Annotated in this window: 14 protein-coding genes; 11 read left to right on the forward strand and 3 right to left on the reverse strand. The window is 27.4% G+C overall.

Going from position 1 to position 16,511, the window contains the following annotated elements:
* Positions 1-21 precede the first annotated feature (21 nt).
* The gene (locus tag KGF50_RS10355; protein WP_227847964.1) at positions 22-705 is read left to right on the forward strand and encodes an ABC transporter ATP-binding protein; all 684 of its coding nucleotides are present in this window, start codon (positions 22-24) and stop codon (positions 703-705) included.
* A complete protein-coding gene (locus KGF50_RS10360) occupies positions 702-3,035 on the forward strand; it encodes an FtsX-like permease family protein (protein ID WP_227847965.1) in 2,334 nt (777 codons plus the stop codon). Before KGF50_RS10355 ends, KGF50_RS10360 begins: the two co-directional genes overlap by 4 nt.
* 89 nt (positions 3,036-3,124) lie before the next feature.
* On the opposite strand, the gene KGF50_RS10365 is transcribed toward KGF50_RS10360, so the two are convergent.
* Positions 3,125-3,967, reverse strand: coding sequence for a S1-like domain-containing RNA-binding protein (locus tag KGF50_RS10365; RefSeq protein WP_227847966.1), 843 nt, complete (start codon positions 3,965-3,967; stop codon positions 3,125-3,127).
* 292 nt (positions 3,968-4,259) lie between these two features.
* Between KGF50_RS10365 and KGF50_RS10370 the strand changes: the two genes are divergently transcribed.
* The 3 genes from KGF50_RS10370 to nagB all read left to right on the forward strand — a co-directional run bounded on the left by KGF50_RS10370 (position 4,260) and on the right by nagB (position 6,989).
* Entirely contained in the window at positions 4,260-4,994 is a 735-nt protein-coding gene (locus tag KGF50_RS10370) for a GntR family transcriptional regulator (protein WP_227847967.1), read from the forward strand.
* Between the two features lie 9 nt (positions 4,995-5,003).
* A complete protein-coding gene (gene nagA / locus KGF50_RS10375) occupies positions 5,004-6,137 on the forward strand; it encodes an N-acetylglucosamine-6-phosphate deacetylase (protein ID WP_227847968.1) in 1,134 nt (377 codons plus the stop codon).
* 102 nt (positions 6,138-6,239) lie between these two features.
* On the forward strand, positions 6,240-6,989 hold the full coding sequence (gene nagB, locus KGF50_RS10380) for a glucosamine-6-phosphate deaminase (protein ID WP_227847969.1): 750 nt from the start codon (positions 6,240-6,242) through the stop codon (positions 6,987-6,989).
* A gap of 94 nt (positions 6,990-7,083) precedes the next feature.
* Here nagB and KGF50_RS10385 read toward each other — a convergent pair whose 3' ends face one another.
* Positions 7,084-7,503, reverse strand: coding sequence for a hypothetical protein (locus KGF50_RS10385; protein WP_227847970.1), 420 nt, complete (start codon positions 7,501-7,503; stop codon positions 7,084-7,086).
* A gap of 486 nt (positions 7,504-7,989) precedes the next feature.
* Between KGF50_RS10385 and KGF50_RS10390 the strand changes: the two genes are divergently transcribed.
* The 3 genes from KGF50_RS10390 (at position 7,990) to KGF50_RS10400 (ending at position 12,014) form a co-directional block, all read left to right on the forward strand.
* The gene (locus KGF50_RS10390) at positions 7,990-8,706 is read left to right on the forward strand and encodes a response regulator transcription factor (RefSeq protein ID WP_227847971.1); all 717 of its coding nucleotides are present in this window, start codon (positions 7,990-7,992) and stop codon (positions 8,704-8,706) included.
* The gene (locus KGF50_RS10395) at positions 8,696-10,183 is read left to right on the forward strand and encodes a sensor histidine kinase (RefSeq protein ID WP_227847972.1); all 1,488 of its coding nucleotides are present in this window, start codon (positions 8,696-8,698) and stop codon (positions 10,181-10,183) included. The genes KGF50_RS10390 and KGF50_RS10395 overlap by 11 nt, the downstream gene beginning before the upstream one ends.
* Positions 10,184-10,400: 217 nt before the next feature.
* A complete protein-coding gene (locus KGF50_RS10400) occupies positions 10,401-12,014 on the forward strand; it encodes a sensor domain-containing diguanylate cyclase (RefSeq protein ID WP_227847973.1) in 1,614 nt (537 codons plus the stop codon).
* A gap of 143 nt (positions 12,015-12,157) precedes the next feature.
* Here KGF50_RS10400 and KGF50_RS10405 read toward each other — a convergent pair whose 3' ends face one another.
* Positions 12,158-13,708 carry a helix-turn-helix domain-containing protein gene (locus KGF50_RS10405; protein ID WP_227847974.1) on the reverse strand — a complete coding sequence of 517 codons (1,551 nt, stop codon included), beginning with the start codon at positions 13,706-13,708 and terminating at the stop codon, positions 12,158-12,160.
* A 212-nt stretch (positions 13,709-13,920) separates the two neighbouring features.
* Here KGF50_RS10405 and KGF50_RS10410 point away from each other — a divergent pair, with 212 nt between their 5' ends.
* From KGF50_RS10410 to KGF50_RS10420, 3 genes are all read left to right on the forward strand, one after another.
* Positions 13,921-15,000 (forward strand): amidohydrolase family protein, encoded by a 1,080-nt coding sequence (locus KGF50_RS10410; protein WP_227847975.1) that lies wholly within the window; start codon positions 13,921-13,923, stop codon positions 14,998-15,000.
* A 95-nt stretch (positions 15,001-15,095) separates the two neighbouring features.
* Positions 15,096-15,719: a hypothetical protein gene (locus KGF50_RS10415; RefSeq protein ID WP_227847976.1), complete on the forward strand. Its 624-nt coding sequence runs from the start codon at positions 15,096-15,098 to the stop codon at positions 15,717-15,719.
* A gap of 61 nt (positions 15,720-15,780) precedes the next feature.
* On the forward strand, positions 15,781-16,350 hold the full coding sequence (locus tag KGF50_RS10420; protein WP_227847977.1) for a hypothetical protein: 570 nt from the start codon (positions 15,781-15,783) through the stop codon (positions 16,348-16,350).
* Positions 16,351-16,511: the final 161 nt, after the last annotated feature.

The following is a 16,511-nucleotide window of genomic DNA, read 5'->3' on the forward strand; positions in this document are numbered from 1 at the left end:
ATTAGAAAGGAGACAGAGCAAATGGATATTCTTGTGGTTAACAATTTATGTAAAACATATGGAAATGGATATACAAAAGTAGAGGCATTAAAAGATGTATCATTTACAGTTTCAAAGGGAGAATTTGTTACTGTAGTTGGAGAATCTGGCTCAGGGAAAAGTACATTATTAAATCTTTTAGGAGGTCTTGATACCCCAACCTCAGGAAAAATATTTATTGATGGCAAAGAAATATGTTCAATGAAAGAAGAAAAGCAGACTATTTTTCGACGTCGTAATATAGGATTTATATTTCAATCATATAATCTTATACCAGAATTAACTGTGGAACAAAATATAATATTTCCTTTATTACTAGATTACAAGAAACCAGATACTATTTATCTAGATGAAGTATTGACAATTTTAGGTCTTAAAGATAGAAAAAACCATCTTCCAAATCAATTATCTGGAGGTCAGCAACAAAGAGTTGCAATTGGAAGAGCATTGATTACAAAGCCATCAATTATATTGGCAGATGAGCCAACGGGAAACCTTGACAGTAAAAATAGTAATGATGTAATTTCACTTTTAAAAGTGACAGCAGAAAAATATAATCAAACTATTATTATGATAACTCATAATACAAATATAGCTTCTACAGCAGATAGGATACTACAGGTTTCTGATGGAGTGCTTAAGGACCTGGGGGTGAATAGAGAATGAGAAGCTATTTAGAACTAGTACCACAATATGCAAAGGTTCATAAGAAAAAAAATAGAACTACAATTTTATGTATTGTTATTGCAGTATGTTTAGTTACTGCTATTTTTGGACTGGCAGATATGGCTATACAATGTCAAAAAGTACAATTTATTAAAGATGATGGAAATTGGCACATAGTAATTAAAAATCTTGATGAAAAGTCTATATCAGAAATAAGTAGTAGAGTAGATATAGCTCACCATGGGAGAGGACAAGTCATTGATAATGGAGAGTTTAAATCAAAGGAGATTTGGATACAAGGTTTAGATGAAGATTCAGCAAAACAATTAGGTCTAGAAACAATAAAAGGGCGTTATCCTGTTGGGGAGAATGAAACTTTAATAGATATAGATGCAGTTAAGGAATTTAATTTAAAAGTAGGAGACTTTATAAAAGTAAGGTTGGCGGATGGGAGAGATAAAAACTATAAGATAGTAGGCGTATATTCATCAATGGCGAAATTAAAAGCGTCAGATAAACATGGATTGATGCTTTCAATACTAGGCACACAAGCTATTGAAAAATCAGAAACGTATGATTATTACTATATTACATTTAAAGATAGGGTTAATATTAGAAAAGCAACATCTGATATTAAAAACATTTTAAACTTAAGTGATAAAGAAGTTGGTAAAAATGAAAAATTACTTTCTATTATAGGTCAAGGTGACTCTGATTATTCTAAACCACTTTATTTAACAGCAGGAGGACTTTTTATACTTGTGTTAATAGCAAGTGTTATCATGATATATAATAGCTTTAATATGGGTGTAATAGAGAGAATAAAGTTTTTTGGACTATTACGTTGCTTGGGAGCATCAAAACTCCAAGTCAAAAAATTTGTTGTTTTAGAAAGTTTAATTCTAAGTGTAAAGGCTATTCCAATAGGATTATTATTAGGAAGTATTGTAACCATTATATCCTCTATATTTCTCAAATATGTGAATACAGAATTATTTGGGTCTATGCCAATTTTAAAGGTTAGCTTTATTGGTATTGTGTTTGGAATAATAGTAGGATTTTTAACAGTAATATTGTCAGCTATTGTTCCAGCAAAAAAAGCTTCTCGAGTATCTCCACTAAGTGCTATACGTGGAAATCTAATGTTTAAAGAAATTTTAACTAATGGAAAAGCAAGTAAAATTGCTAATGCAGGAAATTCTAAAATTGATGCTTCTATGGGAATGAATCATGCCTTTTCAAGAAAAAAATCTTTTATACTTATGACTTCTTCATTTGCTATTAGTATTGTATTGTTTTTAGGTTTTAGTGTATTTATAGACTTTATGTATCAGGCACTTAAACCCATAAAACCAGAAGCTGCTCATATATCTATTGTTGAACCTGATTTTAAGTCTGTTCTTACTAAAGAAGATATTAAGGAAATAAGCAATATCAAAGGAATAAAAAAAGTATATAGCAGAATGATGACGGATGTAGAAGCTACTTATAACGATAAGGAGGCAACATCTCAGCTAATTTCTTATGAAAAAAATCAATTTGACTGGGCCAAAAAGTATCTAGTAAAAGGGGAAATTAATGAATATAAATTAGAGTCAGAAAATATCGGATTAGTAGAAGAAGGGCATGGATTTAATATTGGAGATAAGATATATATTAAAAATGGAAATTCTAAGAAAGAGATAGAGGTAGCAGGCATACTTTCTTCAATTTCATTTGATGTTAAAGATAAATACATTGGAAATATTATAACATCTGAAAATACTTTTACAAATGTAACTGGTATAAAAGACTATATAATAATTGATACTCAAGTTGATGAAGATGCTCCTGAAAATTTAATTCAAAATATAAGAAGTGTTCTAGATGATAACTTAGAGGTTCGAGATAGGCGACAAGGTAACTTAGAGGCTACAAATTCATTTTACACTATGGCAGTTTTTGTATATGGGTTTGTATTTATAATTGCGATTATAAGCATGTTTAATATCATAAACAGTATGAATATAAGCGTTACAAGTAGAATAAATTACTATGGTATTATGCGTGCAATAGGCATGTCCAATAAGCAATTAAGAAAAATGGTAATAGTAGAATCAAGTACATATGCTGTAAGTGGTTGTTTATTGGGGAGTGTACTTGGATTAATATTACATAGGTATATATTTGTATCATTAGTAACATTAAAATTTCATATAGAGTGGCAAATACCTTTTGATTTACTGTTTATCATAGTGGTGACTATGATAATAATAACTTTACTGTCAGTAAGAAAACCAATTAAAAAGATTTGTGAATTAGACATAATAGATGTAGTAAATGCACAATAAATATAGGTAGTAACTTAAATAAAAAATCGAAGTAAATATGAAATAGAAAATATCTTTCATAATTTACTTCGATTTTTATGTTATATAATTTACTTTAGATAAGTTCCATCTTCATCTTGATAAATTAAGTCTTTCTTCATAAGTACTCCAAGAGCACGTTTAAAATTTTTCTTACTTGAATTAAATAAGATAGAAATATCTTTAGGGTCAGATTTATCATTAAATCTCATATATCCATCTGAACCTTCTAAATAGCTTAAAATTTTATTTTCTAATGTATCAAGTTCATCTTTTCTGTTTCCTCTAGGAGAAAGCCCTAATTTACCATCATCATATATTTTTATAACATGTAAATTTTCAAGAACATCTCCAGCTTTTAATTCTGTAAAGTATTCATTATGAAGGATTACACCAGCATATTTATTGTCAACACATATCATAGCAGAGTTGTTGGTTTGGAATCCATACACAACTCCATTTACCACATCTCCTGCATTGTAAGTATGGTCTGTCTCTAAATATGAATCTATATCTGTAGTAGCGGCTATTCTTCCGCTTTTATCCAAATATATATAAAATAAATATTTTTCATCTCTAAACAATGGATAAGTCTTAGATTTAAAAGGAACTAGTATGTCTTTTGTAAGTCCCATATCTATAAAAGTACCAATATCCGTGTTATCGACTACTTTTAGATATGCAACATCTCCAACTTTAGCTAAAGGAGGTATTAAAGTTGCAGCAGTTCTATCCTCAGAATCTTTAAATATAAAAGCATTTACTTCATCGCCTATATTTATTTCATTTTTTCCTATTAATCTATTGTGAAGAAGCACATCGTCCTTTGTGTTATTAGTTTGTCCATCTAGGAAATATCCAAATTCCGTTTTTCTCTTTACTGTAAGCTTATTAAAATCACCTATTTTTATCAAATTAAAATCATCCTCTCATTTTATATTTACAATTTAGTTATATTACTCTTATGTAGTAGTGTTTCACAGTATATGTATTAGTATTAGTGAAATTTATAATAAATAATGTAATTATTCATGTATTTTCAATTATTTAGCTTCTTATATAGTATAAACTCCATTTTCTTTTTTGTCTTTAGATTTCCCTAAAATTTTTACAAAATAAGTTAAAAGTATTGAAATAAATTTTCTTTTAAAGTATAATTGGTATATACCAAAATTGGTATATACCATATTGAAAAGTGGTGATTTTATGAAAATAGTGGATAAATCTAGTAATATACCATTGCATACTCAACTAAGTGCCATAATAAGAGAGATGATAGAAACAGGTGAACTTAAAGAAGGTGATGCAATAATACCAGAAAGAGAACTTTGTAATATACAAAATGTAAGTCGTATGACAGTGAATAAAACAATTGTTGGTTTGGTTACAGAAGGTCTTCTTTATAGGGTACAAGGAAAGGGTACATTCGTTGCAAAGCAAAAAAAGAAGTATCAGTTTTCAAATGTAAAAGGTTTTACTGATGTAATGAAGGAAAAGGGAGTAAACATAAGAACGGATATATTATCCTTTGAGATGGAACTACCAGACGATTTAGTTAAAAGAAAGCTTGGAATAAGTGATAATACAACAAATATATATAAAATTATTAGACTTAGATATACAGATGGAGAGCCATTTGGATTAGAAATAGTGTATCTATCAGAAGAAATGTGTAAAGGTCTTACAAAAGGAATACTAGACAATTCTTCATTATATAGAGTTTTGAATGAAAAATATGGTTATAAGATACAAAAAGCTGAACAAGTAATGGAGCCAATTATACTTTCAGATGAAGAGAGTAAACTCCTTGAAACAGAAGAAGGTTCTTTGGCCCTTAAACTTCATAGGAATTCTTATAATACAGAAGGTAATCCTATAGAGTATACCATATCGATATTTAGAACAGATAAATACCAATATGAAATAGTATTGAGTGAGTAGGTGAATAAAATGAAATGTTTAATTAATGGGAAAATAATATTAAAGAATCAAATTTTAGAAAATAAAGTATTAGTATTTGATGAAAAAATAATTGATATAGCTGATGATATACCAAAAGATTGTGAAGTTATAGATGTTGATGGTAAATATATATCTCCAGGTCTTATTGATATTCATATACATGGAAATATGGGAAAAGACACGATGGATTCAACTGATGAATCTATTGAAACGATTTCAAAATCAATAATGAGACATGGTGTAACATCTTTTCTTCCAACTACAATGACAATGGATAAAGAGCATGTTTATGATGCACTTGAAGTTATTAAAAAAGCTAAAAGTAGAAAGCTTGGAGGAGCTCAAGTATTAGGAGCACATTTAGAAGGACCTTTTATAAATGAAAATTATAAAGGGGCACAAAATGAAAAATTTATAATAAATTCAAAATATGAATTTATCAAGGAGTACAAGGATATTATAAAGGTCATAACTTATGCTCCAGAAAAGGATATAGATTTTGACTTTACCAGAGAAATCAAAAGATGTACAGATATAGTTTTATCTATTGGTCACAGTAATGCAAATTATGAGCAAGCTAAGGAAGCTATAAACTTAGGTGTAACAAATATAACTCATATGTTTAATGCAATGACTGGATTAAACCATAGAGACCCTGGTGTTGTCGGTGCAGCACTTACAACTGATGTATATAGTGAATTAATAGCAGATACAATCCATATAAATAGAGATTTATTTCAATTTATATTGAATAACAAAGGTAGAGAAAGATTGATTTTAATAACAGATTCTATTGAAGCAGGTGGGCTTGAAGATGGAAATTATGCTCTTGGAGGTCAAAAAGTTATAGTTAAAGGAAATGAGGCAAGACTTGAAAATGGTGCATTAGCTGGTAGTGTATTGTCTTTAAATAAAATGGTACTTAATTTTTTAAATAATACAAACCTTAGAGTAAATGAAGCAATTAATTTAGCATCCTTAAATCCAGCAACATCTTTAGGCATAAATGATAAAAAAGGAAGTCTAGATATAGGTAAAGATGCAGATATAGCTGTGTTTGATGACAATTTAGACTGCAAGATGACTTTATGCTTGGGAGAAGTAGTATACAAAAATATGTAGTATGTAAAAAATAAACTTTAAAGAAAATAAAAGCTATATAAAAATAGTAATAAATTAAACTTATATCAGTTAAAGTATTAGCTAAAATTTAGGAGGAACAAAATGAGAGTATTAGTATGTAAAGATTATGATGGAATGAGTAAAAAAGCAGCTGAAATGATAGCAGCTCAAATAGTTTTAAAGCCAAATTCAATATTAGGATTAGCTACAGGAAGTACACCAATAGGTATGTATAGAGATTTAGTTAAGAAATATAATGAAAATATAGTGGATTTTTCAGATGTAATAAGCTTTAATTTAGATGAATACTATAAGTTGCCAATATCTAATGACCAAAGTTATGATTATTTTATGAAAGAAAATCTGTTTAATCATGTAAACATTAAGTCAGAAAATACTCATTTACCAAATGGAATGGCTGATGATATTGAAAAAGAATGTATAAATTACGAAGCTTCTATGGATAGAGCAGGTGGTATAGATGTACAAGTTCTTGGAATAGGTCGTAATGCTCATATAGGTTTTAATGAACCTGATAATAAATTTGCAAAAAGAACTCATGTAGTTGAATTAACAGAATCTACAATAGAAGCTAATGCAAGATTCTTTGAATCAAGAGAAGATGTCCCTAAAAAAGCTGTAAGTATGGGAATTGGCTCAATCTTAAAATCTAAAAAAATATTACTTTTAGCTTCAGGAGAAGAAAAAGCTGATGCAGTATATAAAACTGTTTATGGAGATATAACTCCAGAAGTTCCCGGTTCTATACTTCAACTTCATAAAGATACTATAGTTATAGTAGATGAAGCAGCAGCAAGTAAGTTAAGTCCAGAAGATTACAAACTAGTATAAGAATACGAAAGATAATTTTAAAAGAATAGCTATCTTTGAATAATTTTGATTATTTAAAGATAGCTATTTTTATTTAAACTATTTAATATATTTATTATTTCTTGTAAAAACTTGTTATTAAAAAATATCCAAATAATATATTAAAAATGGTAATGCTTAAGAGTTTGTTATCAGTTATAATAATGCTACCTACAATTGGTAATCTTCCGATTCCAAAATTAAAGATTAATATAGGCATTGCTGATAGTAAAAGAAATGGTAAACAAAGAATAATCAATCTTGGTACGTCAATATTCCAACCGCCACTTTTTCTATATTCATTAAGAAATGATTCAAATCCCAGTAAGAATCCAATAGGACCACATGAAATTAAATTAATAAAGATAAGCCTATTGAAGTTGAGGGCAAAGTCAGTGCGAGTTTGTGAGTAGTGGTAAAAATTTAACTTTACAGCTAAAAGATACAGAATAACTAAAATAATTAAAAATAAAAAATATCTAACTGACTTTTTCATTTTAAATTCCCCCTTAAAAAGAATTTTATCTAGTTTGATTTTGTTATAACTTAAATTTTATTAAATTGATTTAAGAAATATCTAAAATAGTTGAAGTAGTGAGATGAACAGATTTTAATATGAAAAAATTTATTAAAAAAATAATAAATTATAGTATTTAGTATAATTATAATAACAATAGTCGCAATATTCAATAAAAAACATGGAAAATATCATTTTTAACAAAAAACGAATAAATATAGTCAACTATTGAACTATCACTTTATACTATTTCTTATGTATAATTCAACAATATTATCGAAAGCTTATATTTGCCATAAATTTGCCTTAAAATCCAAACAAGTTTGAAACTAATGTGTTACAAAAAACTGATATAATTTAAATATAGGAGAAAAACTGAAATAGAAATCTTATTAGAAATTAGTAGTCAATTAGTATATTAGATTATTTAATCTAAATTAAAAGTAAAGCAAGGAGGAATTTTTTATGCAGAAATTAATTTATATAGCAGATGATGAAGATAATATTAGAAATTTAGTAAAGACGTTTTTAAAAAATGAAGGTCACAATGTTGTAGATTTTAAAACTGGAGATGAACTTTTAGAACAATTTAATAAAAAAGAATGTGATTTAGTAATCCTAGACATAATGATGCCAGGTTCAAGTGGATTTGAAGTATGCACAAAGCTTCGTGAAAAAAGTACAGTACCAATAATAATGCTTACAGCAAGAGATACTGACATAGATTATATCACAGGAATAACTTTGGGAAGTGATGATTATTTTACAAAACCATTCAGCCCCATGTCACTAGTTATGAGAGTAAAGTCTATATTTAGAAGGATAGAATTTGAAAAAAAACAGAATTATGATAAGTGTAATGATTTTTTAGACATGGAATTAAAATTTGGAGATGTAACAATAAATAAAAAAAGTAAGATGGTTACAAGTAAAAATATCAATATAGACCTTACACCAAATGAATATAATTTATTGACATATTTATTTGAAAATGGAGATAGAGCAGTCTCTAGGGATGAATTGTTAAATAAAATATGGGGATATGATATAGAAGTTGAGACAAGAGCTGCAGATGATACAGTGAAGAGGCTTCGCAAAAAAATTTTAGAAACAAATATTTTGATAGAAACTGTCTGGGGATTTGGGTTTAGATTAAAGGAGAAAAATTCAGATGGAAAATGAAAATAATAAAAGTATAAAAAATCAAATTAAATCAGCGTTTAAATTGAAATTTTCAAGGAAAAATATAAGTATAAAAACTAGGATTTTAGTGAGCATATTAGGTTTGATAGTAGTGGTTTTTTTGATAATACTAATATCTTTTAATATATTGGTCAATACATATATAAAAACAACAGCAAATGAAGAACTTACAAAATCTACAGAAATGATAGAACATATGGATAGTAATTTTAAGCCTATTAAACCTCCACAGAATGATGGAAAGTTACCTCCTAAAGAATTATCGAATTTTATTAGAAATGTACAAGATAAAGTTAGAATGGCAGAGATGCAATCAGATGCAGATGCAATGGTAGTTGATTCTAACTATAAACTGATATTTCCAACTAGAGAAGATGATTTTTTAAAAAATATTGATGAAATGGATTTGATTAGAACTTGTATTCAAAATGAAAAATTGGATTTAAATTCAGATAACAATACGCGTATTTCTACTGGAAATAGAGATTACTATATTTCAACTGTAAAAATCACTAGTATAAATGATGAACAAGATAAGTATTTAATACTTTTTATAGACATATCAAAGACTTTAAATTTAGCTCAGAAGATAAATATCGTGTTAATATCTGTAATGTGTTTTGCTGGGATATTATCTATATTTACAGCTGTGATTTTATCTGAAAAAATTGCAAAACCTATAAAAGAGTTATGTGGATTTGCAAAAAAAATAGGTCAAGGAGACTTTAAAAGAAATTACTTTGATTTTTCAGATAAGGAATTAGCAGAGCTTTCAAATGTTATGAATAAGAGTGCTGAATATCTGGATAAGTATGATAATGAACAAAAGATATTTTTCCAAAATGCATCTCATGAACTTAGAACTCCTCTTATGTCTATCAAAGGATATGCAGAAGCTATAAAGTATAATATTATAGATAGTAAACATGCAAGTGATATCATACTTGAGGAAAGTGATAGGTTAAATGATATGGTTGAAGATTTGCTGTATATTTCTAAAATAGATAATATCACCAAAGATTATGAAATGGTAGAATGTGATTTAAGAGAAGTGCTTTCAAACTGTGGCTCTAGGCAAAATGTAAGAGCTATAAATAAAGGAATAAAATTTAATTATGAATTTGAAGAAGACATGGTTCTATTTGAATGTGATGAAAAAAATATATCCAAAGCATTTATGAATCTTATAGAAAATGCTTTAAGATATGCTAAGAGTGAAATTAAAATAATATGTAAGCATAATCAAAAAAATATAGTTGTAATAGTAGAAGATGATGGCATAGGAATTAATAAAGAAGATTTACCTCATGTGTTTGACCGATTTTATAAGGGCGTTGGTGGAAATCATGGAATTGGATTATCAATAGTTAAATCCATTGTAAATAAGCATGGCGGTCGTATATATGTAGAAAATGGTAAAAAAGGAGCTAAATTTACTATAGTGTTTAAGTTATAAAGAGAATATAAAGAGGAATTAAAGAGAGTAGGTCAATATTTGAAGTTGTTTTTTACATATATCTATTGTATACTGTTGAAAAAAGAACAATGTTAAGCTGACATATATTGTAATAGTTGACAATTAAAGTAGATGCTTAAATATATATGCAGAAAGGAAAAGTAAAATCTGAAGTGTATTTAGCTTAAGTAAGCTTCTTATTTTATAAAAAATATGTATGAAAGAACAACTGCTTTTTGACATTACAAATTTAGTAACTGTTGTATTTGAAGCTTTTGTTGTCCATATGTTTTTATCAGATTTCTTAGGTCAGAAAGAAGGATATACAAGAGCTGTAAGATATGCTAGATTGGGTTTTATAATATGTTTAGGAATCAGTAATTTAATAACTTTAAATCCTGCAGTCACAATGCCTTTAGTTTTCATCCTTATTTTTTCGGCGTCATTTTTATATGAAGGAAATATAAAGACACGGTTATTTGCTACTGTTTTATTAAATGTATTCTTTGTATTATCAGAAATTGTGGTTACAAGTGTTTTTGTTTTATTTATAAAAGAAGGCTTTGAAATAATGTTTAAAAGTAATGGGATAAGAGTATTAGCCACAATTTTATCTAAAATCGTTTTTTTATTTATCTGTAAGGTTGTTTGTTTATTTAAAAAAGATGTACATTCAGATATGCCAATAAAGTATTGGATTACTTTACTTGCAATACCTTTATTCAGTTTATTTATGGCTATTTCAATATTTGATATAAATAAATTTTTTAGTCCTGAAAGTTTAAAATTTTTAAACCTAATATCGAGTATTGGCATTTTATATATTAATTTTATCGTATTTTATCTATTTAAATCTATTATAGATAAAACTAAATTATCTATGAAGTATGAAATACTTGAACAAGAAATAACTCATAAGGAAGAATTAAGACTTAGTAATGAACGTTATAAAATTATTGTTGAACAGACTGATTCTGTAGTTTTTGAATGGAATGCTAAAGAGAACAAATCATTTGTTTCTCAAGCTTGGACTGAAAAATTTGGATACAGTAATAAATGTGATAATCTTCTAAAAGAGATTAGAGATAAAGAATTAGTTCATCATGAAGATTATGATGTTTTTGAAGCTTTTCTTGAAAGTATTAAAAAATATAACAAACACAATCAAGTAATATATCGTTTAAAAAAATCTAATGATGAATACATTTGGTGTAGAACATCAGTAACAAATATTTTTAGTGATGAAAATGAACTTTTAAAGGTTGTAGGCGTAATTGTAGATGTAGATAGTGATATAAAGAAATATGAAGAGTTGAAAACCAGAGCAGAAAGTGACTCATTGACCAATATATATAATAAAGGTACATTTGAAAAACTAGTAGAAGAAGTTATCGCTACAAATAAAAGTAATAAAAAAGATGCTCTATTCATTATTGATTTGGATGATTTTAAAGAAATAAATGATAATTTTGGACATCCATTTGGAGATTTTGTGCTAAAAACTTTTGCTGATAAGATAAAAGCTAGTTTTGGTAGTGAAGATTTAGTTGGAAGAATTGGTGGAGATGAGTTTGTAGTATATATGCAAGATTATTACTCAGAAGTAAATTTACATAAAAAAGCCAAAGAATTAAATAGAGTACTTTATGATAATTACAACGATTTAAGTTTCAGTTTTGAAGCTTCTGTTAGTATAGGGATTGCAAGGTATCCTCAAAATGGAACTTCATTTTTAGAATTATTTAAAAATGCAGATAGGGCACTTTATAATGTAAAGTCATCAGGTAAGAATTCATATTGTTTGTTTGAAGAAGATATTTATATACATTAATTTTAATACAATAAAAATTTGATTGATATTTATAGTTATGTAATAGATAATTATATAAATCTTTAGAATATAATTATAACTTGGAACTACAGCTAGTTTTGTGAAAATACAAAACTAGCTGTAGTTATTTTTAATTGTAAACATCACTTAGGTAAGTAGTCTATTTTTTTGTTAATTTCAAGCATCTTTATAGAAATATAAATTTGAAGTATCTCATCAGCATAATCTAGTGTAATACCTGTAATTTCCTTTATCTTATTAATTCTATAAAACAAAGTATTTCTATGAATATTTAAAATCTTAGCTGCCTTACTGGGGGAGTTATTGAAGTATATATATTGTTTTAAAGTTTCTAATAAATTAGAATCATTTTTTTTATCTTCTTCCATTAATTTAGTTACAGCAGGATGATTAAGATCATATAAATCATAATTTGCACTAAGTAGCTCGTAAAGTATATATGGGAGGCTTTTCCCAAATGGAGAGAAATTTATACCATATTTTTGAGCAATTTCACTAGCTCTTTTGGCTTGATTATAATATTTATGGCTATCAGATAACTTTGAGAATCTTGAACTTATGCCAGCATAAAGTGAATTTAGCTTTAAGTAATCAATAAAATCCTTATTTTCACAATCAATTAAATTATGAATTAAGGAATCATTAATAAAGACAACTAAAGCAGATTTATATACTACACAGTTATTAGAAGGTATGAATGCACTTAAAGATTGCATAATAAAAGGTACTTTACTGTCAAAAGAGTGATTATCCTTGTTTACTATTACCATTATATTTAATGAATTTGATTTAGTCCAATTTAAATAGTGAAATCTTTTGTTTATAGTATCATCATCTATATACTTTTTTTCCAATAAATCAGAAAGTATATAATTAGGAATAAGTTTTTTATCTATATTAAATAAATTATTTTTTTGTAGTTCAAGAGATATGGCTTTATTAAGTGATTCTAATAGTTTAAAGTGAAAATTCTTAAAGGGTATCTTCCATTCACAGATGGCTATATGAGCTACCTCGATTTCTTCTACACATACTGATGAAATTAGTGTGCCAAGCCAGTTGATTGGTTTATTTTCATCTTTAGCAGATTTGTTATAATATATTTTTTTATGTATATTTTGATATTTTATGTAACTTATAGTTTCTTCATTTAAATATGTGTCACCATTAGAATCTTCATTAAGTTGCAATATATCCTTAACATTACAAGAATAAGCTAAAACTTTGAAGCTAGAATCTCGAACTATTATAGGGTAGCCAAATTCCTCATATGCTATGTCAATTAAATATTGTATACCTTTATTTTCAAAGACTACATTAAAAAATTTTTGAGAAGATAAACTAATATGTACTTCTTGATTGATGATATTTAATAGTTTGCTAAAAAGGTCATATTTTTCTTTTTTAGACTTTATGATACAAATATTTAAATTTAAATTATATATTTCCAAATCACTGTTATTTTCATTCTGTATAAATATACCTAAAAAATTTATATTGGTCAAATTCACAGGAATATCTGACATATCTCCTAAATACAAACATCCTGAAATAAATTCAGTCTGGTCATTCTTATAAATATTTAAGCTGGTTATATCTATATCTTCGTCTGAAAATGGCTTTAAGACTGATATATATTGAGATATTTCTCTCATTAAATCTATTAGTTTCATGATAAAACTCCTATAATCATATTTGATTGTGCTATAGCACAATCACTATAATCTATTTTACAACAAAGTTTAAATTGTAATACATAGTTTAGATAAATTTATTTATATATAATTAGTTATATAAATTAAGAAAGATTCAAAGTAATAAAAATTATAACTTAATAAAAGGTAAATATCTTAATAAATTTAAAAATAAAAAGGAGTGTAATACTATGGCAACAACTGAAATTGCAAATGTTAGAATATTTGATGGAGAAAAGCTCTCAGAAGTAAAAAGCATTGTTATAGAAGATGGATTAATATCATCAAAAACAACTGGTGACATTATTATAGATGGAGAAGGATGTACTTTACTTCCAGGGTTTATTGATTCTCATATACATTTAGATAGCGTAAAAAACTTGGAGGATGCAACTAACTGGGGTATAACTACTATGCTTGATATGGCAACTGATAGTAAAGAGCTTGTAGACTCTTTGAGAAATAGAGAGGAATTAACAGATATTCGTAGTGTATATGAACCTGTAGCACCAGCAGCACATCCTCACCTTATGGGGATGGGATTTAAAGACAGCAAAATATACACTATTGAAGATGCTGAAAATTTTGCTAAGAAACAAATTAAACAAGGAGCAGATTTTGTAAAGCTTATAATAGAAGACCCAAAAACATCAAATACAGCTTTTGATTTTGAAACTATAAAAAGAGTAGTCGAAGTATCTCATGAAAATGGTAAAAAAGTATTTGCTCATGCACCTACAACTATAGCTTATGAATATGCAGAAAAAGCTGGTGTTGATGTAATAAATCATATTCCATTTATAGGTAAATTATCTGATGAGGTAATTAAAAACATAAAAGATAAAAATCTTATTTCAGTTCCAACTATAGTTATGATGGAAGAAATAGCATCAAATATAAACAAAGTAACAGGACGAGAGGATGTTAGATTAGAAACAGCAATAGAAAATACAGCTGCACTGAAAAAAGCTGGAGTAGCTATATTAGCTGGTACTGATTCAAATAATGATGAAAACTCTGTCAGCATAGTAAAGCATGGAGAATCTCTTCATCGTGAATTTGAATTATTAGTTAGAGCAGGCCTTACTACAACTGAAGTACTTAAGAGTACAACAAGCTTACCAGCAAAATTATTAGAACTTGATGACCGTGGAGTAATAAAAGAGGGAAAAAGAGCCGATTTAGTAATGGTTGAAGGAGACCCAATTAAAGATATAACATCAACTAGAAATATAAAAGGTGTATGGATAAAAGGCAATAGAGTAAGATAGTAAATTGAGCATTACTAAATATAATCCTAGAAAATCAAAGATAATAAATATGGGTAAAAAAATAAAAGAGATATATGTTAAAGGAGATTGAAAATATGTTATTAAAAAGACCAGGAAAGAATTCTATGCAAGATATAGTGGATAAAAATAGTGTAAAAGAACTTATAGAATTTGAGAGGTTTTGTAGAGATAATGCGTTATGGGATGAAATGAAAAAATGTTTTGCACAGGAATCCACAGTTTCAATATCTTGGTATCAAGGCAGTGGAGAAGGTTTTGTAGAAGAGTCAAGTAAGATGAAATCGTATGCGCCACATAAAATTTGTGATACATTAGTTTGGATAAATAATAATAAAGCAGTATCAATTACAATGGGAGCTATTCATATTAGAAATGAAATCGATGGAAATTTAGTTGAACTTCAGTCAGATGTCAAGTTTCTGTATAAAACTCAAAAGATAGATGATATGTGGTATATAGTATCTATGGATGCAATATATGAAAAAGATATAATTTTACCAGTTTATCAAGGCGGTGATGTCAAAGTTTCTAAGAATGAAATAAAAAATTATAGACCAACATATGCAAATCTTTCTTATATGCTGAGTAAAGATGGATATAAAATAAATCAAGAACTTCCTGGAATAGATAGAAAAGAAATGGTTGATAAGCTTTATGAAGATGCAGAAAGATGGCTAACATTACAAAATTGTAAGTAGAGATTCATGTGAGAGTAATGTTTACATGGTATCATACCTACCAAGAGAGGTGGGATTAATTATGAATTTATTACTCTATAAACGGTTTACAAAGCATGCAATACTGCGAGCAGTTTTTCTTGGAGGCATGGGAATTGCACTTTTAATATTCCCTGAATTTCTTCTTGGAGGTATGTTTTATGTTATTGTTGGATATATGATTTTATATGGTGTTTTGCGGATTATGGATTTTATCCTGGAAAATGGTGCAAAACACCTTTTTAACTATGGAAGTCTTATTATAGCAATTTTACTTATTGTGTTTGGACTTCACTCAATAGCTTTTTCACGTTACCTAATCCACATATCACCTGTTTATCTTGGTTCATTGTTGTTGATTGAAGCAGTAGTATATTTTGTTATTACTTTGTGTGTGACTATATTTTGGCAGAAAATTATTTTGATTATTCTTGCAAGCATTGCTTTTTTAGGTGGAATTGCTGTTATAATTTTTACATTTGGATTTGGAATTGGAGGTATTTTAGGTCTTACACGAGTTTCTGGATTTGCTTCTTTGTTTTCATGTTTATACACAATTACTGCTTATTTAATTTATCAAAAATCAAAAAACGATTGGAAAAGAAGAAAATAAAATGAATCTAATAGGATAGAAAGAAATATCTTTACATATATAAATTGGTTAAAGTTTAGAATAAATAACTTTAACCAATTTATATCCTCATAATTAATGCATGAAAAAGTGATAGATTATTTAACTATCATTTTTTTATTTGTTTATATAGTTAATTATAT

This window comes from Clostridioides sp. ZZV15-6598 (assembly GCF_020657705.1).
Taxonomy (GTDB): Bacteria; Bacillota; Clostridia; order Peptostreptococcales; family Peptostreptococcaceae; genus Clostridioides; species Clostridioides difficile_F.

Coding starts and splice junctions, on each gene's coding strand:
- KGF50_RS10385 (WP_227847970.1), bottom strand. CDS start 7,503: ATGAAAAAGTCAGTTAGATATTTTTTATTTTTAATTATTTTAGTTATT.
- nagA (WP_227847968.1), top strand. CDS start 5,004: ATGAAATGTTTAATTAATGGGAAAATAATATTAAAGAATCAAATTTTA.
- nagB (WP_227847969.1), top strand. CDS start 6,240: ATGAGAGTATTAGTATGTAAAGATTATGATGGAATGAGTAAAAAAGCA.
- KGF50_RS10405 (WP_227847974.1), bottom strand. CDS start 13,708: ATGAAACTAATAGATTTAATGAGAGAAATATCTCAATATATATCAGTC.
- KGF50_RS10400 (WP_227847973.1), top strand. CDS start 10,401: ATGAAAGAACAACTGCTTTTTGACATTACAAATTTAGTAACTGTTGTA.
- KGF50_RS10395 (WP_227847972.1), top strand. CDS start 8,696: ATGGAAAATGAAAATAATAAAAGTATAAAAAATCAAATTAAATCAGCG.
- KGF50_RS10360 (WP_227847965.1), top strand. CDS start 702: ATGAGAAGCTATTTAGAACTAGTACCACAATATGCAAAGGTTCATAAG.
- KGF50_RS10370 (WP_227847967.1), top strand. CDS start 4,260: ATGAAAATAGTGGATAAATCTAGTAATATACCATTGCATACTCAACTA.
- KGF50_RS10355 (WP_227847964.1), top strand. CDS start 22: ATGGATATTCTTGTGGTTAACAATTTATGTAAAACATATGGAAATGGA.
- KGF50_RS10420 (WP_227847977.1), top strand. CDS start 15,781: ATGAATTTATTACTCTATAAACGGTTTACAAAGCATGCAATACTGCGA.
- KGF50_RS10415 (WP_227847976.1), top strand. CDS start 15,096: ATGTTATTAAAAAGACCAGGAAAGAATTCTATGCAAGATATAGTGGAT.
- KGF50_RS10390 (WP_227847971.1), top strand. CDS start 7,990: ATGCAGAAATTAATTTATATAGCAGATGATGAAGATAATATTAGAAAT.
- KGF50_RS10410 (WP_227847975.1), top strand. CDS start 13,921: ATGGCAACAACTGAAATTGCAAATGTTAGAATATTTGATGGAGAAAAG.